Raw genomic sequence first — 23,622 nt, forward strand, 5'->3', positions numbered from 1 at the left:
AGGACCCCGAGGACAACCACGCTCACACGCACCGATTTGGGCACTGTCCGCCTTTCCTTGATCCGACTCGACATGTCACCACTTCGAGGATGGTACGGAGCCCGGGTGCTTCTGCTCGACCTTGCGCATCTCTTCCTGAGCCTCTGAATGCCGGTTCAGGACTTCCTTGCCTGTCTCTTCCGAGTCGTGCTGGAAGTCTTCCCAGGTGTTGTTCTCGGAGTAGCTCCACGCCCACGACGCTGCAGCCCCCACGCCGACACCGAGGATGACCGCTGGAGCAGCAGCCGCCCCAACCGCAACCGCGCCGGCGCCGGCGACGCCGGCCGCCACAGCGCCGACGCCCCAGCTCTCAAAGTTCGACTGGAGCGTTTTCCCGACTGGCTTGCCGTCGAAGATGATCTGTCGCCCCGCCTCAACGCCGGTAAGGATGAAGCCGGGCACAGACCCCCAACGACCGAGTCCGCGCATCACGCCCGGCTTCGTACCGCCGAAGGTCTTCGTCAGCGGGTTGAAAACCAAGGCACCAGCCTTGGTGTTGCCCAGGTTGCCAAGCGCGCGAGCATTCGACTCAGCCTGCTGTTGAGTGAGTCCGATGCTCGACATCATTTGGGTCAGGTGGGCCTGCCGGGTAGCCGCCGGCATCGCTGAATCGGCAGAGAGACGCTTGAACTCCTCAAGAAAGGCCAGACGTTCAGCGGCCATGCCTTGCAGTTTCGTCGCCGCACCATGCAGCGATCCGACTAGAGCAACGAAATTGCCGATCCAAGTGGATGCCTTGGTCAGCGACGCGACCAGGTTGTTCGCGTCGCTGAGCGCCGCGTTCAGTTCCTCGTGCGCGGTGCGTTCCAGACGTCGTGCCCACTCGACCAGCCCGACCGCCTCTGACCACGCGTCGAGCTTGCGCTCCAGCTCCTTCTGCTTCTGATAGCCGGGATCAAGCCCCGGCAGCGAAGGACGTCCAGCTCCCTCCGAGGCAGTCTGAACCGGCTCACCCAAGGGTTTTTCGATCCACCAACCGCGGACGCTCAGCCCTGCGCTTTGAGCGAGTTGGTAGGCCTGATCCATCCTCGACACGCAGGTAGCGATGTTGTCGGCGAAGCTGTCCAACGCCCGTGCGATCTTGTCCGTGATCCGCGCGAGCTCGTCGGTGTCGCTACTGCTTCGCTGCGTTTCATCCCGGAACGCATTCGCAGCCGCGCCTTCCCACTCAGCTTCCGAAGTCGAACGTGCTTGGTGCACAGCCGTCGCCGCGTCGCGGTTGGCCGCGCTCAGCTGCTTGAGGTACTGCGAACCTTCGCGAGCCGAGGAAGCATCGGCAAGAATCTGTGTGTTGATCGCCGTCATCTGGCACTCCCCCAAGTGCTGGTCACTGCCCGTGGCGGCCAAACAGGTCCGCTGCAGCGTCGTCGTTGTTCAAGTACGTATCGCCCGTGGCCTGCACATCACCGGCCATCTGCTGCACACCGCCAAGCACCCCTGCGCTGGCCTGCATGAGCAAGCCCAGCGTCTCGGCGACGGTCGGCGTTGACTCGCCCGCATCAACGCCAGGCGGCTGCGACTCCGCGACACCTTCCAAACTGCGCGTCCCACCATCGAGGATGCCCCGCACCCGTTCAAGCAGTTCGGGCGGAACCTCGATCCCAGCCATGCCAACCCCTCCACAACACGTGATATTCACGGGCACCGTATCGAAGGTGTTTTCCCAGGTGGTCGACCTATCCACTCGTCACCTGAACGGCCTAGAACAGCCCCGCGACCCGCATTGCCGCGCCCCCGGAAGGAGTTCCCGCTGCATGATCCGGTTGAGCAGCGCGATCTCCACGACCGACGAGTCGCGTGCAACTCCGTCGGTGGTTGCCAGTACCCTCGGCGGTCGGATGATCACCTTGAGCGGCCAGCGCCTCCCCTCCGGCCCGGAACTCGCCGAGATCTACGGCGTCACCAAGGTGACCGCAACCAAGGCGATCCGATGCCCAGATTGCCCCAGCCCGACCTGGATCAAGCTCGCCTATGCCCCAAGGCCCAGCCGCGTGCCCACGCGCCCTCCACGGCGCCCCCTCCGCGCCCACGCCGCCAGCATCAACATCTAGACCACTGTCCCCGGCGTCCTGCCTGGCATCAGACCGGCACCGGCGACTGGTGGGCACTCGCCAGCGTTAAGTTCAACATCAGAGGGGTCCGCGGTGAGTTTGGGCCGCCCTTTCCTTGGGGGCGGGGTAGTGCGGGACGTTACGAGCCAAAATCGAGGGTCTCGGAGGCGCTGACGAACGCATACCACTTCTTGAGATCCGCCATATCGCAGTTCTCTCGCCACGGGAATCCGCGTTCCTTGGCCCAGCCAGTGGGCAAGATCGCGCATAGTCATTCCTGCCTGGGCGGCCAGGTCCTGCGTCACCTCATTGATCTTGCGGCGCAGTTGCTTCTGAACCTCGCTATCCGCGTACTACTGCTCAGCCATGTGCCGCTCAACGGGGATGCGATCCCGCACCGTCGGAAAGGTCGCGTGGTCATACCTCTGTACAGCGCGGCGGTATGCACGGAGATAACCGTCCAAACCGCCAGGAAGCTTGACGGGCTCCGATCAAACCGATCCAGGTCACTCGGGTGGTCAGGCCACTCGTCGTAGCTATACGGCTCGCTCAAGATTCGACCTCCTTGGTGGTCGGCCTCGTGGCGCGAGGGGTGTTATCTGAACCTCTGTCGCGCTGTGGCCGCCCTGCGTACGCCACGCCGACGTCACGCCGGGGGCCGGCCCCCGGCCCCCGGGAGCGCTTCTGGTCAATGTCTGGACAACTGATCCGGGTGAAACGCATCGCAGCAGGTCGGAGGCACTGCACGCGGCGGGCTGCAGATCAGCCAGCCGGTATTGAGGTTTGACCCAGCGAGCCAGCCTGTAGGTTCTGCACGATCTGCCCGAGCCGCCCTGGGCGAGTTAGCAGAAGGTCTTCACCTTCAGCGGTGCTGGTGTGTGTAAGCCTCTACGACTTCCTGCCCCTACGCACCAGCGTGCGCAGTTCTTCCGGCATGAGCCATGGGGTTCCGCGGTGGATCATCAGGTGACAGTTCACGCAGATGAGCACGAGGTCCTGTAGGAGGGTCGTGGTTTCGCCCGAGGCATGCAGTGACACTACATGCTGACACTCGATGGAGCCGCGCCCTCGCTCGCAATATGCCGCTTCGAAATCGAAGTCGCATATCTCGCATCGCAATTGGCCGTGTGCTTTTTGAGCGCTGCCTTGATTTTACGCTTGCGCGAACGTCGGGTTTCGTTCCCGCGCGTGGTGACGCCTCTCAAGAAGGCGTCCCTCGCTTACTTCGGCGATCGCTGCGTCTTCGATCTCGTCTGGCCCGCAGCCAGCCCTTAGAACATGCCGCATTGCAACCCGGCGCGGATCGTCTCTGCCGTAGCCTGCATCTCCTCGGGGCGCTTCAAAAGGCGGCAACCTCGAACCGTCAGCCCGAGGGGTGGGTGAGGTGGCGGAGGGCGTCTGCGACGCGGTCCCTGTGCTCTTGGAGGACCGCCTGCGGGATGCCTTCGGAGGTGGCCGTGGCGACGAGGTCGTCGGTGGCTTCGCGGAGGGCTGCGCTCGTGGCCGCCGCCTGCATGCGGACTTCGAGGGCGTCGGCCGGGAGGCCCATGCGGTCGGCCAGGACTTCGGCGAAGGCGGGCTCGGCGCGTTCGCGCAGCACCAGGTAGAGGGCGCGCAGCGCGGGCTCGTCGTGGGTCATGCGGATGACCGCCAGGACCGCTTCGATGTCGTCGTCGGCGTCGAGCACGGGCGTGTAGGCGGCGCGCAGGTGCTCGGCGAGTTCGAGCTCGGGCGGCCAGGTGCGCAGCACCGCGCCGAAGGCGTCGATGGACTTCGACAGCAGCGGCTCGACGCAGCTCTCCTTGCTGCGGAACCAGCGCCACAGGGTGCGCTCGGAAATCCCGGTGGCGCGCGCGATCTGCTCGCCCGAGGTCGCCGCCACCCCGTGCTCGCGGAACAACCGCACCGCGTGGCGGGAGATGTCGAGTCGCTGCTGCTGTCTTTGCTGGTCGCTCGCCGGCGGGCGGCCGCGGCGGGGTCGTTCGACCACTGAGAGCTCCCTCAGGCCGGCCGGATTCGTGTTGACACACCCTAATCCGCCCAACATTATTGTCAGTGACTGCCAGTTAATGCATCGAGGAGACCCATGAGCTCAGTTGCCGAGCGCCTGCAACTTCCCTTCCCGAGGCCGAACGTCCTCGACCTCGCTCCGCTGTACGAGGTGCTGCGCCGCGAAGCGCCCGTCGCCCCGGTCACCACCCCGGCGGGCGACCCCGCGTGGCTGGTCACCCGGTACGACGAAGTGCGGACGCTGCTGAGCGACAAGCGGTTCGGACGCTCCCACCCCGAACCCGAGCTAGCGTCGCGCGTGTCGACCGCCGCGGTGCAGGACGGTCCGACGGGCAACTACGAGACGGAGGAGGCAGACCACGCGCGCATGCGCCGGCTGCTGACGCCGGCCTTCTCGGCGAAGCGGATGCGGATGCTCACCGATCACGTGCAGGAGCTGGTCGACGGCTACCTCGACAAGCTGATGGCCGAGCGCGAATCCGGCGACGTCGTCGACCTGCACTCGGGTCTGGCGTTCCCGCTGCCGGTCGCGGTCATCTGCCAGCTGCTCGGCGTGCCGGAGAGCGACCGCGAGCACTTCCACTCGCTGTCGAGCCGGATGGCGACGCTGGCGGCCGACGACGATCCGCACCGGGCGCGCGAGGAGTTCCACTCCTACATGACCGGACTGGCCGAGTCCAAGCGCGATGACCTGGGTGAGGACGTCATCTCGGACCTGGTGCGCGCGCAGGACGACGACGAGACCTACGACTACGGCGAGATGATCCGGCTGTGCGTCGGGCTGCTGTTCGCCGGTCACGAGACCACCGTCAACCGCATCGGTCTCGGCGTGCTGTTCCTGCTGACCCAGCCCGAGCACTGGAAGGCGCTGACCGCCGATCCGTCCGGCCGGGTCAGCCGCACGGTCGAGGAGATCATGCGGCTGGGCGCCCCCGGCGATCTCGGGCTGCTGCGCTACGCGCACACCGATGCCGAGATCGGCGACGTGACGATCCGCCGCGGCGAGGCCGTCATCCTGTCGGTCAACGCGGCCAACCGCGACGAGACCGCCTACGCCGACGCGGAAGCGTTCGACCCGGACCGCGAGGAGCGCACCCACCTGGGCTTCGGGCACGGGGCGCACTTCTGCATCGGCGCCAGCCTCGCCCGCACCGAGCTGCGGATCGTCTTCGAAACCCTCGCCCAGCGCCTCCCCGACCTGCGCCTGGCCCGGGAGATGGACGAGCTGGAAGTCCGCCCGACCATCACCGGCGGCGTCACCTCTCTGCCCGTGACCTGGTAGTCGAGGTGGTGGCGGTTCCGGGCGGAACCGCCACCACCGCAGGTCATCGGCAGACGGTGTCCCGTTCCGGGAGTTCGCCGTCGACCAGGAAGTCCGTCGTGGTGTTGAGCGCGCAGGCGTTCTCGCCGAGCACGTAGACGCCGTGGCCGCTGCCTTCGACGCTGACCAGCCGGGACCGGTCGCCGAACTTCTCGTCGAGGATTTCGCCGCCTCGGTGCGGGGTCACCGGGTCGCGGCGGTTCTGCAGCACCAGCACGTTCTCCGGGCCGTTTCGGTCGATCGCGACGGGCGGCTCCGCCGGGGCCTCCCAGGAGGCGCACGGGCTGATGTTCGCGCTCGCAGCGCCGTACATCGGGTAGCGCTCGCGGTCCTCGGCGACGGCGCGCTGGTAGGTCCGCACGTCCCCCGACCAGTCGAAGTCGTTGCAGGTCACGGCCAAGAAGACCGACCACGGGTTGTCCGTCGGAGCCGCTTCGGAGGCGGTCGGCTCCGGCGTCTCGCCGCGGTGCTCACCGACTGCCACGCCTGCGCGGTGAGCCCGTACTTCGTCTTCCCGTACAGGCCGACGAGGGTGGCCAGCCGGAACACGCGCCCGTCGATGCCGTTGACCGGCGCCGCGTCCAGCCGTTCGGCGAGCCGGAAGTACGTCTCGCGCACCTCCTCGGGCGTGCGCCCCAGGCCGCAGGTCTCGTGCCGCTCGGCCGCCCAACTCGCGAAGTCCGGGAAGGTCTCCTCGAAACCGAGCGCGTACCTGCGCAGACCGTCGTGGTCGAGATGGGTGTCGCCGATGTTGCTGTCGACCACGATCCGGTCGGACCGCTCGGGGAACATCGACGCGTACCGCGCCGAGCGCCGATTCGTAGGAGTAGCCGAGGAAGCTCGCCTTCTCCTCGCCCAGCGCGGCGCGGATCCGGTCGAGGTCGCGCGCCACGTTCGCCGTCGAGAGGTGCCGCATCCGGCCGTCGGCGTCGTGCGCAGCGCACTGCTCGGCGACCCGCTTCGCCGACTCGGCCTGCGCGACGAACGCCGCGTCGTCGACCGCGTACGGCGGGATGTTGCCCAGGTAGCCCTGATCGCTGGTGAATCCGCAGCTCACCGGCGCCGAGTGCCCGATGCCTCGGGTGTCCATGCCGATCAGGTCGTAGCTCTCCAGGACGTCAGCCGGCATTCCGCGCGATGCCACGAAGTCCGGGAACGCCAGGCCCGATCCGCCCGGACCACCGGGGTTGAGCATCAGCACTCCCCGCCGCTTGGCCGGGTTCGTGCTGGCCAGCCGCGACACCATGAGCTCGATGCGCTCACCGCCGGGATCGGCGTGGTCGAGCGGGACGGGAATCGTGGCGCACTCCAGCACGACCGTCTCCGTCTTCACGTCCGCGGGGCACGGACCCCACGCGAGCCCCTCGTCGGCCACCGCCATCGGTGTGACCACCGAGCACGTCAGACCGACCATCGCCGACAGCACCGCTGCGCGCCTTCGCTTCATCACCGCCCCCATCTCTTCGCGATTCGAGAACGAAGAGCATTCGAGCGCCTGCCCTCGGGGCGTGGTCAAGCACCTGAGCTCGGTGCGCGCATGAGTGCCGCTGGCCTGCACGGACGTCCACCTGAATTGGCCGTGGACAAAGCCCGGTGGCCGCGAACAACGGGTTCCGGTTGCTGGTCTTCTCCGCGCTGGACAGTGTCGAATTCATCGGCGGTTCTCCGGTTTTCGCCCGGCCGCCGAGCTCCATTCGACCTCTCACCGAAAGCGAGTGCGCTCAGATGAGGAAAACCGCTACCGCGTTGATGATGACCGCCCTGCTGTCGCTGCTGTCGGCGAGCTTCTTCGCCGCTCCGGCATCCGCTGCGATCTGCAAGAGCCGGACGAGCGGGTTCCCGGGCAAGTGGGGACCGATCTCGAAGGAGTGCTCCTACACCAGTCCGGCCAGCGGCTGGGACGGCAAGCTGCGGATCACCTGGAACGTGCAGGAGAGCACCAACCAGTACGCGTGCGTCGCGGCGCGGATGGGCAAGGCGAAGAACCCCGACAAGTGGCAGTCGCTGGGGTGCGGCACCCTCGGCACGGGCGAGATCAAGTGGCCCGAGAACACCGCGTCGATGGTCGAGGTCCGGGTGCGCAGCGGGAACGCCCACATGGCCAACGTGGACTACTCGATCTGATCGAGCACCGGCCGGCCGCCGAATCGCTCGGCGACTGGCCGGGCGACTAACCCCCCTTGGACTGGCTGTCCAGGGCAGCCGCCTCTTCGGGGGTGGGAGCGGTGCCGCCGAGGTGGGCGGGGAGCCACCAGCGCTCGTCGGCGTCGGCGGGCTGCTCGGGGTAACCCGCCTGCAGGTCGTCGAGGATCGCCGACATGCGGTTGCGGAGGTCCTCGGTGAGCGCTTCCGGGTCGTCCTGCGGGGTGGGCCAGAACGGCTCGCCCGCGTGGATGTGGATCGGCACGTGGCGCTTGGTGAGCGTCTTCGGCCTGCCCTTCGTCCACAGCCGGTGCGTGCCCCACAGCGACATCGGCACGACCGGGACGCCGGCCTCGGCGGCCATCCGGACCGCGCCGGACTTGATGGGCTTGACGGTGAACGAGCGGCTGATGGTCGCCTCCGGGAACACCCCGACGACCTCGCCCGCGCGCAACCTGCGCACCGCCTCGTCGTAGGAGTCCCGTCCCGCCGCGCGGTCGACCGGGATGTGGTGCATTCCGCGCATCAGCGGCCCGGCGATCTTGTTGTCGAAGACCTCCTTCTTGGCCATGAAGCGCACCAGCCGCTTGGCGGGCTGCGCGCCGAGGCCGCAGAAGATGAAGTCGAGGTAGCTGACGTGGTTGCAGGCGATCACCGCGCCTCCGGTGCGCGGGATGTGCTCGGTGCCTGTCACACGCAGCCGGTTGTCCAGCACGCGGAACATGGCCTTCGCCGCCAGGATGACGGGCGGATAGACGATTTCAGCCATTTGAGCAGGTTACGCACCCGTAGGTTCGCGCGGGGCACCCGTGCGTCCACAGTCACATTTCCCGAGGCAGAGGCGTGCCTCCATTGGTGCGAACCCCGTCCGACCATGATCCGCCATACGGGTGCGGCAACCGCATTTCGCTTCCACGGCCAGGTGCTTCACGGGACCCTTGCCAGGACTTGATCTTCCTGGGGGGAGTTCCCATCCGGAGGCACACGCCATGATTGACAGGACTCAGCAGACCGATCGACCGAGCCGGAAGGTCCTCACCGGCATCGCGATCGCCGCATGCGGCGGTGTGATCGCGCTGCTCTTGGAGTACTTCGTGATCCAACCCTGGCTCGCCCCGGAGACGGACGACTGGAATAGCAACTCTGCTTCATCGGCGGTCGGCGGCGTCTCCGCTGGTGGCGAGATCGAGCACGCCGACGGGCAGGTCCGTGTGACGGGGAAGCTGGAGGACAGAGCCCAGGACAACAAGGGCGTGTCGCTCATCATCCTCGTGGACGGCAAGGAGCATCGCCCCGTGGCCGTCACCAAGGGTGCGCACGAATCGGCCGAAATCGACGTGACATTGCCGGACACGGCCACCATCGCGGTCCGCGAATGCCTGACCCATCCGAAGAAGCCAGTCGAAGATCGAGAGTGCAGCGACGCGCTGACGATCTGGCCTCAGCACTCGCCGTAGACGGTTTCGCGCGGGATGCCGTCGGCGTCGTCGTCCATGTCCGACGGCGCGCCGAGGCCGTACCAGCAGCCGACGACCTCGGTGACGTCCATCCCCGAGTTCTGCAGCTCTCCGCAGTCGTGGGTGTTGCGCACCGGCTCCTGCTGCTCGACCACGGCGGGGGCGCTGACCGTCGTCGACGGCGCGGACTACCCCCAGGTTCACGAGATCCAGCATGAGCAGCGAAACCACCGCTCACCACGGACCAAATTCCTGCCCGTCCTAGCAGCTCACCGATGATCTTGATTCCTGCGAGGCCGAGGTGACCTGCGTCGCAGGCGGCACCCAGCAGCTTGCGACGATTCTTCCTGAGAGATATCTTTCTACGAAGAAAACGCCAGAGAAGAAAGCTTCTGGATAGACACTTCCGAGTGAGGCTGTTTCTCCAGCCTGTGAGAGCCATCGCGAGAGGGGGAGGACGCGCGCCGGCGTCGGCCGTGGGGATGCCCGGCGTCGGCGCGCGTTCGCCAAGACCACTCTGAGGGGGTGGGCACGGCGTCGGTGCCGACATGGGGATGTCCGGCACCGACGCCGTGGTGAACGTCCTCAGCCCGCGAGGTAGGCGCGGAACTCCTCCGGCGGTATCGGCCGGGAGAAGTAGTAGCCCTGGTAGGCGTCGACGGAGACCGCGCGCAGCAGCTGGTGCTGCGTGGAGGTCTCCACGCCCTCGGCGATGCACATCCGGCCCAGCGTGCGGGCGAGTTCGGTCATGGCGCGGGCGATGCCGAGGTCGTCGGGGTCGGTTCCGACGCCGCAGACGAACATGCGGTCCAGCTTGATGATCTGCGTCGGCAGCTGCTTGAGCACCGACAGCGACGAGTAGCCGGTGCCGAAGTCGTCGACCGCGAACTGCACGCCATCGGCGACCAGGTCGTTCATCTCCTGGCGCTGCTCCGGTTCGAGCTGCGCGAACACGGTTTCCACCATCTCCAGCACCAGATCGCTGGGCGCGGCACCGGTTTCGCGGATGACAGAGCGCACGACGTCGGCGAATCCGGGCTGCTCGGGGCGAAGTCCGCTGAGGTTCACCGCCACCTTCACCGGGACGCCGTCACGGCGCTTCCAGGACAGCGCCTCGCGCAAGGCGATGCGCAGCACGCACGTGTCGAGGTCGGCGAGCATCCCGCCGCGCGAGGCCACCGCGAGCACCACGTCCGGCGTGAGCGGCCCGAGGTCCGGGTGGTGCCAGCGCAGCAGCGCCTCGGCGATCACGACGTTGTCGTCGTTGTCGATGACGGGCTGGTAGTGCAGCTCGAGCTCGTTCCGGTTGATGGCCTCGCGCAGGTGCTGCTCCAGCGTGAGCTGGTCGTGGTCGATCCCCGACCGCGCCTGACCGCGCACCCGGGCGTCGAGCATCGCCGACTCCGCCGAGCGCAGCAGCGCCACGACGTCGGTTCCGGTGTCCTCGACCACCTTCACGCCGATCGACGCCGAGACCTGGACCTGCCTGCGCCGCAGCGGAACGGTCATCCGGAACAGCTCGGCGACGCTGTTGACGAAGGTGTCCAGATCGCGGTTGCCCTCGAGGTCGCGCAGCAGGATCACGAACTCGTCGCCGTAGAAGCGGGCCACTTCGCAGCGCGAGGGCAGCCGGGCGAGCAGGCGTTCAGCGACCGCGGACAGGAGTTCGTCACCGGCTTCGTGGCCGAGGGCGTCGTTGACCCGCTTGAAGTTGTGCAGGTCGCAGAACAGCACCGCGACGCTGCCGGGCTTGTCCGGCGGCAGCAGCTCGGCGAGCCGGTCCTGGAAGCCCCGGCGGTTCAGCAGCCCGGTGAGCTCGTCGTGGGTGGCCTGGTAACGCAGGGTCATGGCGCGGGCGAGCTGCTCGGTGATGTCGTGGAAGGTGACCAGCCAGCTGCGGCCGCCGTCGTCGCGGACCGACGCTGCGGCGTGCACCTGGCAGGGCACCGAAGAGCCGTCCGATCGGGCCAGCACCCGGTGCGGGACCAGCAGTTCGCCGGAGGACCGGGTGAGACCGCCGACCAGGCCGCCGCCGGAGTCGGTGGGGTCGAGGAACTCGACGTCGAAGCGTCCGATCAACTCGTCGAGCCGGTATCCGAGCAGGTCGCAGAACGCGCCGTTGGCGTCGACGAAGCGGCCGTCGTCGTCGAGCAGCGCGATGCCCGCGGGCGCGAGCTCGAAGAGGTCGGCCATCCGGCGCTTGGTGCGCTCGACGCGGGCGGTGGACTCGCTCTCGTTGCGCACCACCTTGATGAACCCGTCGAGCGCGCCGTCGGGAGTGCGCTGCGCGGCGATCACCACGTGCGCCCAGTACCGGCTGCCGTCCTTCCGGACCCGCCAGCCCCTGTCGATGTAGAACGCGTTCTCGGCGGCCTGCCGCAACTCCCAGTTCGGGTAGTCCGCGGCGATCTGGTCAGGTGGGTAGAACAGCGAGAAGTGGCGTCCGATGACCTCGTGCGAGTCGTAACCCCCGAGCCGGGCGGCGCCCGGGTTCCAACTGGCCACATACCCGTTGGGGTCCAGGGCGAAGATCGCGTAGTCCCGCATGTCCTCGGCGGCGAGGATCTTCTGCGCACCGACGTGCACCGCCCATGGCTCACGCTTCTCGTGGTCCATAACTGGTCCCGTTCCTCGGCGTGTCCGCAACGTACGGTCCCGAGACCAATCCACGCAACTGGGTGAGTCGAAGTCTTCGCGCTCGGCGGTGCGGGTGACAGACCCAGCGCGGCCACCACCGCTCAGGGGGCCGGGGTCGGGGCCAGAATCGCCGGGGTCACCCAGCGGCGCAGGAAAGAGCGCAGGTCGGCTCCGTCCCGCCCGGGCAGCGGGTCGTTGGCGAACGACAGCAGCACGCGCAGCAAGAACTCCAGCAGTTCGGTGAGCTCGTCGCCGGAGAATCCGAGCTCGTCCCAGTCGACGTCGGTGCGGGCGAACGCGAGCCGGCAGGCGTCGAAGGCGCGGGCCGAGGTGGCGCCGCGCGAGAAGGCTTCCGGGCGCCCGAGGTCCAGGAATAGCCCCAGGTAGGGGTCTTTCGGCACTTGCTCGATGGCGTAGGCCATGGCTTCGACCACGACGTCGGCGGGATCGCGGCGTCCGGCGAGGTGGGCGACGAGCCGTTCCAGGAAGCTGTTGAGCGCGGCGAACCCGACCGCGATGAACAGCTCCTCGGTGCTCGGGAAGTAGCGGTAGACGGTCTGGCGGATGACGCCCAGCTCGGCGGCGACGTCCGAGAGGCTCGTCTTGCCCGGTCCGTGCCGGTCGATGCACCGCATCGCCGCGTCGATGATGCGGGCCTTGGCCTCCTCGCCGTCACGCGGCGGCGCCCCGTTCCACGCCGGTCGTTTCATGGCTCAAGTATGGCCGAGCGGACCCGCGACGCTGCCCATTGCCTCCTGACAATCATACATCTACGGTATGTCTGTATGACGCGCTTCGGCAAGCCGGACCGCGCTCAACCCCCGCGATCCGCGAGGAGGCAACGGTGCCTGACCCGACGATCCCGGCCGGACTCGACTTCTCCGATCCAGAGCTGTGGGCCCAGCGGACCCCGGTCGAGGAGTTCACCTCGCTGCGCCGGACCGCGCCTGTCTGGTGGAACGCGCAGACCGACGGCATGGACGCGCCCTACGACGACGGCGGTTTCTGGGTGATCAGCAAGCACGCCGACATCCGGGAGATCTCCCGCGACCCCAAGCTCTACTCCTCCGAGGCCAACAACGCGATCATCCGGTTCCCCGGCTACACCACGCCGGAGGCGTTCGAGGCGATCCGCACGATGCTGATCAACATGGATCCGCCGAAGCACACCAAGATCCGCGGCATCATCAACAAGGGCTTCACCCCGCGCGCCGTGGAGAACCTGCGCGCGGCGCTGACCGAACGCGCCGAGGCCATCGTGCGCGACGCGCGCGAGCAGGGCGGCGGGGACTTCGTCGAGCAGGTCGCCTGCGAGCTCCCGCTGCAGGCCATCGCCGAGCTGCTGGGCGTGCCGCAGGAGGACCGCAAGAACCTCTTCGACTGGTCCAACCAGATGCTCAACTTCGACGACCCCGAGTTCGGCGATCCGGTCGCCGCGGCCGCCGAAGTGCTCGGCTACGCCATGACCATGGCCGAGACCAAGCGGGCCTGCCCGATGGACGACATCGTGTCCAAGCTGGTCACCGCCGACGTCGATGGCCAGTCGCTGACCTCCGACGAATTCGGGTTCTTCGTGATCCTGCTGTCGGTCGCGGGCAACGAGACGACCCGCAACGCCACCACGCACGGCATGAAGGCCTTCGTCGACAACCCGGAGCAGTGGGAGATCTACCGGGAGCGGCGGCCCTCGACCGCACCCGACGAGATCGTCCGCTGGGCAACACCGGTCACCTCGTTCCAGCGCACCGCCACCGAGAACGTCGAGGTCAGCGGCCAGCTGATCCGCCGGGGCGAGCGGGTCGCGCTGTTCTACAGCTCGGCGAACTTCGACGAGGACGTCTTCGACGACCCGTTCCGCTTCGACGTGCTGCGAGACCCCAACCCGCACTTGGGCTTCGGTGGGACCGGAGCGCACTACTGCGTGGGCGCCAACCTGGCGCGCCTGCAACTGGACCTGATCTTCAACGCGATCGCCGACGTGCTGCCGAACATCCGGCAGGTCGCCGAACCCGAGCGACTTCGATCCAGCTTCATCAACGGCATCAAGCACTGGCAAGTCAGCTACGAGTAGAAGGAACCCCCCATGGCTATCGTGCAGCCGCAGCCGGCCGCGGAGGACGGGCGGCGTCGCCTCCGCCTGGACAGCCCGGTGGACCGCCACCACGTCGGTGACCTGGAGATCAGCACCAAGGCCGAGGTCGACGCGGCCGTCGAGCGCGCCCGCAAGGCCCAGGCCGAGTGGGCCGCGCGGCCGGTGGCCGAGCGCGCCCGAATCCTGCGCAACGTCGTCGACGTGCTCGTGCGGCGACGTGAGGAGATCGTCGAGCAGGTGCGCGCCGAGACCGGCAAGCCGCGGGCCGAAGCGCTGACGATCGAGGTCGTGCCCGCCTGCGACTTCGTCAACTTCTGGTGCACGCGCGCGCCGAAGGACCTGCGCGACGAGAAGCGCCGGCTGCACGGCTACCTGCTGCCGATGAAGAAGCTGCGCATCAAGTACCAGCCGTTGGGCGTGGTCGGGGTGATCACGCCGTGGAACGCACCGTTCGTGCTGTCGCTGAACCCCGTGGTGCAGGCGCTGCTGGCCGGGAACTCCGTCGTGCTCAAGCCCTCCGAGGTCACGCCCCGCTCCGGCGAGCTGGCCGTGAAGGTGCTGCACGAGGCGGGCGTTCCGGCCGACGTCGTGCAGTGCGTGCACGGCGACGGCGAGACCGGCGCGGCGCTGGTGGAGGGCGACGTCGACAAGATCTCCTTCACCGGCAGCGTCGGCACCGGCCGCAGCATCGCCTCGGCCTGCGCGAAGTCGCTCAAGCCCTACACCCTGGAGCTGGGCGGCAAGGACGCGATGATCGTCTGCGCCGACGCCGACCTGGAGCGCGCCGCCTCCGGCGCGGCGTACCTGTCGATGTTCAACTCCGGGCAGGTGTGCCTGAGCGTCGAGCGGATCTACGTCGTGGAGCCGGTCGCCGACGAGTTCATCCGGCTGCTCAAGGAGAAGGTCTCCGCGCTGCGTTACGGCTCCGAGGACGGCGACGTCGGCCCGCTGTTCTTCGACAAGCAGATGGACGTGGTCAGCGGGCATCTCAAGGACGCCACGAACAAGGGTGCCGAGGTGCTGGTCGGCGGCTCACGGGTGTCGGGCGACGGCCTGTTCTTCCAGCCCACCGTTGTCGTGGGTGCCACCCACGACATGGAGCTGATGACCGAGGAGACCTTCGGTCCGGTCGCGACCGTGATGCGGGTGCGCGACGAGGACGAGGCCGTCCGGTTGGCCAACGACTGCCAGTACGGCCTCGGCGGCAGCGTCTTCACCCGCGACGCCGCCAAGGCCGAGCGCATCGGCGGGCAGCTGACCACGGGTTCGGTCGTGCACAACGACGCCGCGGTCATCTACGGCGTCCCCGAAGCCCCCTTCGGCGGGCGGAAGAACAGCGGCGTCGGCCAGGTCAACGGCCTGGACTCGCTGCGCGGCTTCACCCACGCCCAGCCGATCCTGCTCACGCGCGGCTCCCCGAAGAGCGAGAGCGTCTGGTACCCCTACACCGACAAGACCATCCGCAACCTCGACGGCCTCATCCGCTACGGCTTCGGCAACAAAATCCTCCGCAAGCTGCTGTCCTGACCCCTCTCCCGGGTTGACCCGATCACGGCGGTATTCCGTCCCCCGATGACGGCGGTATTCCGGGTACCTACCGGACTACCGCAGTAATCCGGACACCGAAGCGGCAGTGATCCGGGTACCGAGGCGGGGTCGGACGGCCGACTGCGTGTTCGGACCGGCGGTCCCGGGCCGGTGGTGGTTGGGTGGGCGGCATGTCCGGAGCCCAGCACCTGGTCCAGGCGGCGGCCACGCTCAAGCAGGTCGTCGCCGGGATCTCGCCCGCGCAGCTGTCAGCGCCGACCCCGTGCGCGGAGTTCGACGTGCGGGCGCTGATCAACCACCTGCTGCACTGGGGTCCGCCGTTCGAGGCGGCGGCCCGCGGCGAGCACGTCGCTCCCCCTGCCGAGCCGGTCGACCGCACGCGTGGCGACTGGGCGAAAGCGCTGCTCTCCCAGCTCGACCGGACCTCGCGCGCCTGGGACGCACCGGAGGCCTGGACGGGCGAGACCCACATGGGCGGCCCGACGACCTACCCGTCCGAGCTGGTGGGACACCTGATCACCATCGAGTACACGGTCCACGCCTGGGACCTCTTCCGAGCGACCGACACCGAAGCCACCTGGGACACCGAAACCCTCAGCCAGACCCTCGCCGAGCTCACCAAGACCGCGGCCAAGGGCCGCGAGATGGGCGCCTACTCCGAGGAGATCCCGGTGGCGCAGGACGCCCTGCTGCTCGACGAGATCGTCGCCAAGACCGGCCGCGACCCCCGCTGGCGCCCCTGAGCGCACAAAACGGGGGTCGCGGGCGGTCAGCCTCACCAGGCCGGACGCGCTCCGGGCGAGGGGCGCCGGCGGAACTGGCGCGACGGGACGACGCGAGCCCGGTCCACCGCAAGCGCGAACACCAGGCCCCCGGCCACGAGCCAGGCGACGAGCTGCAGCACCCCGCCGAGGGCACCGCCGCTGCCGGTGACGATCGCCGAAAGCGCTTGCACCGCACCCTGCGTCGGCAGCACCGCGCTGACGTCGCGGAGGAATCCGGGCACCGTCGAGACCACGCCCGTCGCGGCGGCCAGCACCAGCACCGCGATCGAGATGATCCGCCCGATGCTGCCGAACACCGCCACCAGCGCCTGGTTGACCACCACGAACGCCAGTGCCGCCAGCAGCGTCACCCCGGTGAAGGCCAGCCAACCGCCGACACCGAGTCCCAGGAACGGCGCGAGCACCGTGCTCACCAGCACGGCTCCGATTCCGCCCACCGCGACACCGGGCACCACCGAACCGAGCACCAAGCGCCAGGTGGAGCGGCGCGAAGTCGACGCGTCCGCCGGAACCGCCCTGGTCACCGCGTAGACGCCCATCGCCGCGGTCCAGAACGCGATGGCCACCAGCAGCGCGATCAGCGACTTGCCGAACCCGGGCAGGCTCGTCTCCAGCGCCGCTGGACTGGAAGCCACGGTCTTGAGGTGCGCGCGCTCGTCGTCGGAGTAGCTGGGGAGCTTGTCGCCCGCCGGCGCCATCTGGTCGGCGAACTGGCGGTTGCCGTCGGCGACCTGCCTGCTGCCGTCGGCCAGCGCCTGCACACCCGTCCCGAGCTCCTGCGACGCACCGCTGAACTGGTTGAGCCCGTCGGCGAGCTGCCGCGCTCCCCCGGCGAGCTGCTGCGCGCCGCCGTCGAGCTGCTGCCCGCCTCGGGCGAGCTGGCCGACACCGGCGACGAGTTCACCGGACTTGTCGGCGAGCACCTGGTTGCCCTGCGCGACCTGCTCGGACCCGTGGGCCAGGCCCTGCATGCCGTCGCGCATGTCGCGCGCCGGTTTCTGGATCCGCTCCTTGATGGAGTCCAGCGCGCCCTCCTGCTGGCTGAGCCGGTCGACCTCGGCGCGCAACCCGGCGCACAGGTCGACGGTGGTCCCTTCCGGCGGGCACTGGGCGAGGAGCTTCTGCAGGGTGGCGAGGGTGCTGGACTCGGTCGGGATCTGGTCGGTGACGGTCAGGATCTGATCGGCCAGCGGCGTGAAGGTGTTGGCCATCTGCCGGTTTCCGGCCGCGACCTGCTTGGCGCCGTCGGCCAGCTGCTGGGTCTGCGCCGGCATCTGCTGGATCTGCTGGTGCAGCTGGGTGAGACCGCCGGAGAGCTGCGAGACGCCGCCCGCGAGCTGCCCGGTTCCGTCCGCGAGCTGGTTGCCGCCGTCGGCGAGCTGCCCGGTTCCGCCGGTCAGCCGACCGACCCCGGTGGACAGCTGGCCGATGCCGTCGGCGAGCTGCCCGCTGCCGTCGGCGAGCTTGTTGGCGCCGTCGGCGGCCGTGCCGAGCTGGTCGTGCATCTGCGTGAAGCCGCCGTAGAAGCCGTCGAGCAGCTGCTCCAGGATCTGCTTGTTGAACACCGACACGCTCTGCCGGGCCGCGGCCGACACCGCGGCGGCGTCGGCGGGCGCCGCTGCCGGGGAGGTCTTGACCTGGATGCCGGCGCGCGTGGCGTCGAGGGGGTCACCGGTCATGACCGAGGCGGCGTTCTGGGAGAACCGCGGCGGGATGATGACCGCGGCCGAGTAGCGGCCTTCGCTGAGGCCTTCGTCGGCGTCGTCGGTGTCGGTCATCTCCCACGAGTAGCCGGACTCGGTGTTGTTGACCAGCTTCGCGGCCATCTCGCGGCCGAGCGGAGCCATCTGCCCGTTGATGGTGGCGGGTTCGTCGTTGTTGACCACCGCGACCTTGGCGGCGGCGTGCTGGGACATCGGTGCCCAGAAGGCCCAGGCCAGCACTCCGACGATGAGCACCGGCACGAGCACCAAGCCGGTCCAGGTGCGCCAGCCGACCGAGCCGCCTGCGCGCCTGCTCGCGTGCGTGAACGGGTTCAGCATGTCCCTCACACCTCCAGGAGGCGGCCGGCGAACGCGGGGGCGTCCGGCCGCGTGGAAAGCCGCATCGTGCTCAGCCGGTGCTCCGGCAGCAGGCCGGAGACCAGGCTCGGGTTCTGGTGGGTGACCACGAAGGCCACCGGCTCACCGTCCGATGTGGACGCTTGCGCGAGCAGTCGGGCGATCTCGCGGCGCTGCTCGGAGTCGGCGACGGCGTCGAGCTCGTCGATGAGTACCAGCCGCACGCCGTCGGCCAGGGCCGAAGCGATCTCGGCGGCGGGCGCGACGCTCTCCCGGCAGCGCACCAGCGCAGTCGCGGACCGCACCGCCCGGGCGCGCTGCGGCAGCAGGAAACCCATCACGCGCACGTCACCGCGCACGCCGCTGAGCCGTCCGCCGAGCGCGTGCAGCATCGCCGAGGACAGCTCGTCGTCATCGCCCTGCACCGCCAGCACTCCGCCGGGCCGCAGCGCGATCCGCACGTCTTCGAAGATCGGCTCGTCGCGGTCGTCGTGCACGCCGAACCCGCGCGCGCTGACGACCTCGTCGTTGCCGGGCCAGTTGGCGAGCCGGATCTCGTGCTCCAGCGCCTCACCTTCGACGTCGAGCGCGGGAAGCTTGCGCGACAGCCACTTCGGCAGCCACCAAGCCCGGTCGCCGAGCAGCGCCATCACGGCGGGCACGAGCGTCATGCGCACGATGAAGGCGTCGACGAACACGCCGACGGCGAGTCCGAAGGCGATGGGCTTGATGTTGGAGTCGCCGTGCGGGACGAACGCCGCGAACACCGAGATCATGATGACCGCGGCGGCCACCACGACCGGCGAGACGTTGGAGAAACCGGCTTCGATGGCGCGCTTGGCGTCGCGGTTGTGCGTGTAGTCCTCGCGCATCCGGGACACGAGGAACACCTCGTAGTCCATGGCCAGGCCGAACAGGATCGCCATCAGCAGCAGCGGCAGGAAGCTGATCACGCCGCCCACGTGGGTGATGTTGAGCTGCTCGGCGAGGTTGCCCTGGTTGAACACGAACGCCGTGGCGCCGAAGGTCGCACCGACCGACAGCAGGTAGCCGAGTGCCGCCTTGATCGGCACCCACACCGACCGGAACACCATGGCCAGCAGAACCAGCGTCAGTCCGACGACGATGACGCCGAAGGGCAGCAGCGCGTCGCTGAGCTTCTCCGACAGGTCGATGCCGATGGCGGTCATGCCGGTGACGGCGATGCCGGCGCCGTAGGTCTGCTCGAAGTGCGGGCTGAGGTCGCGCAGCCGGTGCACCAGGTCCTCGGTCTCCTGCGACTCACCGCCGGAGGTGGGGATGACCTGGATGATGCCGGTGTCGATGGTCTCGTTGGGTGTGGCCATCGGGACCGCGGCGACGCCGGGCAGCGCGCGGATCTCGTCGGCCATGCCGTTGACCTGGCCGAGCGGGTCCTTGGTGCCGATGACGTCGGTGGTGACGATCAGCGGCGCGTTGTAGCCGGGGCCGAACTGCTCGGCGACGGCGTCGTAGGTGTCGCGCGCCGGGGTCCCCACGGCCTGCGCTCCGGCATCGGGCACCGAGAGCCGCAGGTCAGCGGCGGGGAGCGTGCAGATCCCCAGCGCGGCGATGACGATCACGATCGTCAGCAGCGGGGCCTTGGTGACCGCGCGGACCCAGCGCAGGCTGAACTTGGTGCGCGTGCGGGCGCGGGTGGTGCGCTTGGCGCGGGCGCGCTTGGGGCGCAGCCGTTCGCCGGCGAAGCTGAGCAGCGCGGGGATGACGGTCAGCGACGCGGCGACGCCGACGGCGATCGACACGCCGGCGAGGATGCCCATGACGGTCAGGAACGGGATGCCGGGAACGGCCAGCGCCAGCAGCGCGATGATCACGGTGACGCCTGCGAAGATCACCGCGGATCCGGCGGTGGCCACCGAGCGCGCGATCGATTCGGAGACGTCGAGTCCAGCGCCGAGTTGTTCTCGATGGCGCGAGACGATGAACAGCGAGTAGTCGATGCCGACGGCGAGCCCGAGCATCAGGCCGAGCATCGGCGCGGCCGAGGACACCGTGACGAACGCGGTCGACAGCAGCACGATCGTCATCGACACGCCGACGCCGATCAGCGCGGTGACCAGCGGCATCACCGCTCCCACCAGCGAGCGCAGCATCAGCAGCAGCACGAGCAGCGCCACGATCACGCCGACCGCTTCGGTGGCTCCGACGGCCGGCATGTTGACGGCGAAGATCGACCCGCCCGCGTGCACCTCGCTGCCGGCGCCGAGCTGCTTCTCGAGGGTGTCGGCTTCGGCGAGCAGGCCGTTCTTCACCGAGTCCGGCACGTTGGTGGCGGGGAAGCTGAGCTGCACGGTGATCAGCGCGGTGTCGCCGTCGGCGGAGACCTGGTTCTTGACCATGTCCGACAGCGGGTTCATCACCGCCGTCACGCCCTCTTGGCCTTCGACCCGGTGGATCAGGGACTCGATGGCCTCGCGCCCCTCGGGTGAGTCGATGCGCTCACCGGGCGGTGTGGTGGCCACGAGCTGAGCGCTGGAGCCACTCATCTGGGGGAAAACGTTGTTGAGGTGGTCGAGCGTGTCCTGCGACTCGGATCCGGGGATCGCGAGTTCGGTCTCCATGCCCTGCTGGAACAGCGCGGCACCGGTTCCCAGCACCGCGAGCAGGGCTAACCACGCGACCAGCACCCAGGCTCGACCGCGGACCACTGCCCGCCCCAGCCGGTAAAGCAACGAAGACAAGGGGAACACTCCCGGTATTTCGATACACGGTGTATGCGATACAGACTGTATATTTTCCGAGATCCACCTAGCTCGTGGCCGCACTGAACTGTGAGCCGAAACACCGCAGGAGAATGCCCGGCATGACCGAACAACCGCGCCAACGGGAAACACGGCGACGGGCGCAGACGCGTCGGCGTCTGATCGACGCAGCACGCGAGGTGTTCTCCGAGCACAGCATTCGCGACACACCGGTGGAGCTGATCTGCGAGACCGCCGGCTTCAGCCGCGGCGCCTTCTACTCGAACTTCGACACCAAGGAGGACCTGTTCCTCGCGGTGTACGAGGAGGAGATGGGCCTGCGCATCCAGAAGACGCGGGCGATCGTCGACGACGTGCTCGGCGAGGGTGTCGCCGACCGGGAATCGCTGCACGAGGCGATCGTCAAGGTGGGCACGGCCTGCGCGGAGTCGCTGATCGCCGACCAGAACTGGTACATGCTGGTCACCGAGTTCCGCGCGCACGCGCTGCGCCACCCGCACCTGCGCAAGCGCGCCGGCGAATCCCTGGAGCACCTCACGGACTCGATCGCCGAGCTGCTGCACGAGGCCCTGGGCCGGCTGAACCTGCGCCTGGTGGTCGACACCCGAGACGCCGTCCGCGCGCTGACCTCGGTCTACGAGGCCCAGCTGGAGCACGCGGCGTTCACCGGCGCCTCGTCGACGTCGAAACCGCTGTTCACGCAGATCTTCCCCAGGATGGTCCAGTCGTTCATCGAACCCGGCGACCCCACGTGACGCGTTGCCGCATCATTCCGCTTCATGACCTAAAATGAGAACCGATGCAGGAAGATATGTACTCGGTTGAGCAGGTCGCGGCACTCCTCGGCCTGCACGTGCGCACGGTTCGCAGCTACATCCGCTCGGGCAGGCTCAACGCCGTCCGCATCGGCAAGCAGTACCGGATCTCCCGATCCGACCTCGAACAGCTCACCGGCAGACCGACCGAACCCGCCCACACCGCCGGCGCGGTGGAGGTCTCCAGCATCGTCCAGATCGACGGCGTCGACCGCTCAGCAGCGGACCGCCTGGGCACTCTCGTCCTCGCGGGCGTCGGCGCCGACCGCACCCTGCGCGTGCAAACCGTCCACGACGAAGACCGCAAACGCCTCAAGATCATCGTCATCGGCGAAATGGCGGAGACGGCCGAAGTTCTCCAACTCCTCGACTCGGTCCTCAACAGCGAAAGCGGCCTGTTCACCGCGGAGTAGGTCAGTCGAGGCAGAACTCGTTGCCCTCGACGTCCTGCATCACCTGACAGGACTCGTTGAACCCGTCGGCGAGCAGCAACGTGCCTCGGGTGGCCCCGAGCCCTTCGAGACGCGCGCACTCGGCCTCCAGCGCAGCGAGCCGCTCCTCCCCCACCAGCCCGGTCCCGACCCGCACGTCGAGGTGCACCCGGTTCTTCGCGATCTTGCCCTCGGGAACCCGCTGGAAGAACAACCGCGGCCCCACCCCGGTGGGATCAACGCAGGCAAAAGCCGACCCCTGCCGCTCAGCGGGCAACGACCGATCGAACTCATCCCAGGATTCGAACCCGGGCGGCGGAGGCGGCACGACGTACCCGAGCACCTCGCACCAGAACCGAGCCACCCGCTCCGGCTCCGCACAATCAAAAGTGATCTGAACCTGCTTGACCGACCCCATCAGGACAGCGTAGCCACTTAAATCCCCGGAGTCGCCTCATATTTCAACGATGACGGCTGCACACCTCGACGTGTTCCGGTTCTGTCGCCCTCAGGACTGCGACTGTCGCTCGGCTGCGTCGAACGAGGGCGCGAGCGGGGTCAGGGCCGCCCGGAGCCGGTCGGTCAGCGAGCCGGTGGGTACGACGAGCCCTCCGGCACCGGCGACCTCTGAACTCCCGGGCGGCTGAAGCCAGCCTTCCAGGGCGATGCGGACCGCCGCGGCGACGCTCGCCGCGAGAACGCGGGCGGTGTGCACTCCGGTGTCATCCAGGCGTTCGGCGATCACCGCCGTGAGCGGGGGCTCGATCTCGGCGGTGGTGTCGAGGAACGCGTCGCGCAGCGCTGTCCGGGTGGTGATCAGCAGCAGCGCCTCGCGCTCCCCGGGGTTCGCGTACTGCTCGACCACCGCGTCAGCGACGGCGTCGGCGAGGCGCGCTCGGTCGGGCCGGGCCGCGACGGCGGCCGCGATCCGCGATGAACCGCGGGTTCCTGCCCGGGGAAAGCCCCGAGGAACGGGTCGAGCGACTGTGAGCCGACCCGAGCGGCGCGCCGAAGCGATGCGGGAACTCAGCACCCACCTCAGCTTTCCTGAGCGATGCAGCGGCCACGATCCGCGAGCGCTTCCAGGGACGGCTCACCTACGCGTCCATCCAGTTCGAGCAGGTCGACTGGACTCCGTTCGACGTGGTGACGTACGAGCTGATCCGCTCCGCCGAGGTCGCCGACCGGTTCCGGGAAGCCGTGCGGACGCTGACCCAAGGCTCCAAGCCGCTCGCCATCACCGGGTTCGGCACAGCGGCCTACCGCGGAGTCGGCGACGAGGCCGGGCAGGTCGCGTATCTGAGCGAACTGCTGCAGATCTTCGAGACCGAGGGCGTGGACAGCGCCTTCGTGTTCCTGTTCGCCTTGCCCGGGTACCCGCACCGCCGGACGGCGACCCCAGAAACGACCTGGACCGGGCGAGCCTGAGCATCGTCAAACTCCTCGAAGGCCGCCGGGGCCGGACCTACCCCGACATGGAATGGGAACCCAAG

The 23,622-nt window shown here is 68.5% G+C and carries 23 protein-coding genes; 10 read left to right on the forward strand and 13 right to left on the reverse strand.

The window, feature by feature from the left end; genetic code table 11:
• Positions 1-75 precede the first annotated feature (75 nt).
• Complete coding sequence (locus E1202_RS04375; RefSeq protein WP_132681237.1) at positions 76-1,344, reverse strand: WXG100 family type VII secretion target; 1,269 nt, start codon at positions 1,342-1,344, stop codon at positions 76-78.
• A 22-nt stretch (positions 1,345-1,366) separates the two neighbouring features.
• Complete coding sequence (locus tag E1202_RS04380) at positions 1,367-1,648, reverse strand: hypothetical protein (protein ID WP_132681239.1); 282 nt, start codon at positions 1,646-1,648, stop codon at positions 1,367-1,369.
• Between the two features lie 145 nt (positions 1,649-1,793).
• Here E1202_RS04380 and E1202_RS04385 point away from each other — a divergent pair, with 145 nt between their 5' ends.
• Positions 1,794-2,090 carry a GntR family transcriptional regulator gene (locus tag E1202_RS04385; protein ID WP_132681241.1) on the forward strand — a complete coding sequence of 99 codons (297 nt, stop codon included), beginning with the start codon at positions 1,794-1,796 and terminating at the stop codon, positions 2,088-2,090.
• Positions 2,091-2,978: 888 nt separating this feature from the next.
• On the opposite strand, the gene E1202_RS32495 is transcribed toward E1202_RS04385, so the two are convergent.
• Positions 2,979-3,209 (reverse strand): HNH endonuclease, encoded by a 231-nt coding sequence (locus tag E1202_RS32495; RefSeq protein ID WP_132681243.1) that lies wholly within the window; start codon positions 3,207-3,209, stop codon positions 2,979-2,981.
• Positions 3,210-3,453: 244 nt separating this feature from the next.
• Positions 3,454-4,080, reverse strand: a complete 627-nt coding sequence (locus tag E1202_RS04395; protein WP_235877678.1) for a TetR/AcrR family transcriptional regulator — start codon at positions 4,078-4,080, stop codon at positions 3,454-3,456.
• A gap of 96 nt (positions 4,081-4,176) precedes the next feature.
• Between E1202_RS04395 and E1202_RS04400 the strand changes: the two genes are divergently transcribed.
• Entirely contained in the window at positions 4,177-5,382 is a 1,206-nt protein-coding gene (locus tag E1202_RS04400) for a cytochrome P450 (protein ID WP_132681247.1), read from the forward strand.
• Between the two features lie 43 nt (positions 5,383-5,425).
• Here the strand turns inward: E1202_RS04400 and E1202_RS04405 are convergent, their stop codons facing one another.
• Positions 5,426-6,868: an alpha/beta hydrolase gene (locus E1202_RS04405; protein ID WP_235877680.1), complete on the reverse strand. Its 1,443-nt coding sequence runs from the start codon at positions 6,866-6,868 to the stop codon at positions 5,426-5,428.
• 278 nt (positions 6,869-7,146) lie between these two features.
• Between E1202_RS04405 and E1202_RS04410 the strand changes: the two genes are divergently transcribed.
• Positions 7,147-7,545, forward strand: a complete 399-nt coding sequence (locus tag E1202_RS04410) for a hypothetical protein (protein ID WP_132681249.1) — start codon at positions 7,147-7,149, stop codon at positions 7,543-7,545.
• A 46-nt stretch (positions 7,546-7,591) separates the two neighbouring features.
• Here E1202_RS04410 and E1202_RS04415 read toward each other — a convergent pair whose 3' ends face one another.
• Positions 7,592-8,332 (reverse strand): lysophospholipid acyltransferase family protein, encoded by a 741-nt coding sequence (locus E1202_RS04415; RefSeq protein ID WP_132681251.1) that lies wholly within the window; start codon positions 8,330-8,332, stop codon positions 7,592-7,594.
• A 220-nt stretch (positions 8,333-8,552) separates the two neighbouring features.
• Between E1202_RS04415 and E1202_RS04420 the strand changes: the two genes are divergently transcribed.
• The gene (locus E1202_RS04420) at positions 8,553-9,020 is read left to right on the forward strand and encodes a hypothetical protein (RefSeq protein ID WP_132681253.1); all 468 of its coding nucleotides are present in this window, start codon (positions 8,553-8,555) and stop codon (positions 9,018-9,020) included.
• Here E1202_RS04420 and E1202_RS31260 read toward each other — a convergent pair.
• The 3 genes from E1202_RS31260 to E1202_RS04430 form a co-directional block, all read right to left on the reverse strand.
• Complete coding sequence (locus E1202_RS31260) at positions 9,005-9,175, reverse strand: hypothetical protein (protein ID WP_165943737.1); 171 nt, start codon at positions 9,173-9,175, stop codon at positions 9,005-9,007. The two genes, E1202_RS04420 and E1202_RS31260, sit on opposite strands and share 16 nt — an antisense overlap.
• A gap of 430 nt (positions 9,176-9,605) precedes the next feature.
• Entirely contained in the window at positions 9,606-11,636 is a 2,031-nt protein-coding gene (locus tag E1202_RS04425) for a putative bifunctional diguanylate cyclase/phosphodiesterase (RefSeq protein WP_132681255.1), read from the reverse strand.
• Positions 11,637-11,758: 122 nt separating this feature from the next.
• Positions 11,759-12,367, reverse strand: coding sequence for a TetR/AcrR family transcriptional regulator (locus E1202_RS04430; RefSeq protein WP_132681257.1), 609 nt, complete (start codon positions 12,365-12,367; stop codon positions 11,759-11,761).
• Between the two features lie 134 nt (positions 12,368-12,501).
• On the opposite strand from E1202_RS04430, the gene E1202_RS04435 reads away from it, so the two are divergent.
• The 3 genes from E1202_RS04435 (at position 12,502) to E1202_RS04445 (ending at position 16,040) form a co-directional block, all read left to right on the forward strand.
• Entirely contained in the window at positions 12,502-13,728 is a 1,227-nt protein-coding gene (locus E1202_RS04435) for a cytochrome P450 (RefSeq protein ID WP_132681259.1), read from the forward strand.
• Positions 13,729-13,740: 12 nt separating this feature from the next.
• Entirely contained in the window at positions 13,741-15,276 is a 1,536-nt protein-coding gene (locus tag E1202_RS04440; protein ID WP_132681261.1) for an aldehyde dehydrogenase family protein, read from the forward strand.
• A 191-nt stretch (positions 15,277-15,467) separates the two neighbouring features.
• Entirely contained in the window at positions 15,468-16,040 is a 573-nt protein-coding gene (locus E1202_RS04445; protein WP_132681262.1) for a TIGR03086 family metal-binding protein, read from the forward strand.
• Between the two features lie 32 nt (positions 16,041-16,072).
• Here E1202_RS04445 and E1202_RS04450 read toward each other — a convergent pair whose 3' ends face one another.
• Complete coding sequence (locus E1202_RS04450) at positions 16,073-18,124, reverse strand: YhgE/Pip domain-containing protein (protein ID WP_132681263.1); 2,052 nt, start codon at positions 18,122-18,124, stop codon at positions 16,073-16,075.
• Positions 18,125-18,129: 5 nt separating this feature from the next.
• Positions 18,130-20,862 (reverse strand): MMPL family transporter, encoded by a 2,733-nt coding sequence (locus E1202_RS04455; RefSeq protein WP_132681264.1) that lies wholly within the window; start codon positions 20,860-20,862, stop codon positions 18,130-18,132.
• A gap of 122 nt (positions 20,863-20,984) precedes the next feature.
• On the opposite strand from E1202_RS04455, the gene E1202_RS04460 reads away from it, so the two are divergent.
• Both E1202_RS04460 and E1202_RS04465 read left to right on the forward strand, forming a co-directional pair.
• A complete protein-coding gene (locus tag E1202_RS04460) occupies positions 20,985-21,638 on the forward strand; it encodes a TetR/AcrR family transcriptional regulator (RefSeq protein WP_165943738.1) in 654 nt (217 codons plus the stop codon).
• Between the two features lie 44 nt (positions 21,639-21,682).
• Entirely contained in the window at positions 21,683-22,111 is a 429-nt protein-coding gene (locus E1202_RS04465; RefSeq protein WP_235877682.1) for a helix-turn-helix domain-containing protein, read from the forward strand.
• Position 22,112: 1 nt separating this feature from the next.
• Here the strand turns inward: E1202_RS04465 and E1202_RS04470 are convergent, their stop codons facing one another.
• Positions 22,113-22,547 carry a VOC family protein gene (locus E1202_RS04470; protein WP_132681266.1) on the reverse strand — a complete coding sequence of 145 codons (435 nt, stop codon included), beginning with the start codon at positions 22,545-22,547 and terminating at the stop codon, positions 22,113-22,115.
• Positions 22,548-22,637: 90 nt separating this feature from the next.
• On the reverse strand, positions 22,638-22,994 hold the full coding sequence (locus E1202_RS04475) for an acyl-CoA-like ligand-binding transcription factor (protein WP_207918455.1): 357 nt from the start codon (positions 22,992-22,994) through the stop codon (positions 22,638-22,640).
• Between the two features lie 281 nt (positions 22,995-23,275).
• Between E1202_RS04475 and E1202_RS31675 the strand changes: the two genes are divergently transcribed.
• Positions 23,276-23,557, forward strand: coding sequence for a hypothetical protein (locus tag E1202_RS31675; protein ID WP_207918456.1), 282 nt, complete (start codon positions 23,276-23,278; stop codon positions 23,555-23,557).
• The last annotated feature ends 65 nt before the right edge of the window (positions 23,558-23,622 follow it).

It is taken from the genome of Saccharopolyspora karakumensis (genome assembly GCF_004349225.1).
In the GTDB taxonomy this organism is placed as follows: Bacteria; Actinomycetota; Actinomycetes; order Mycobacteriales; family Pseudonocardiaceae; genus Saccharopolyspora; species Saccharopolyspora endophytica.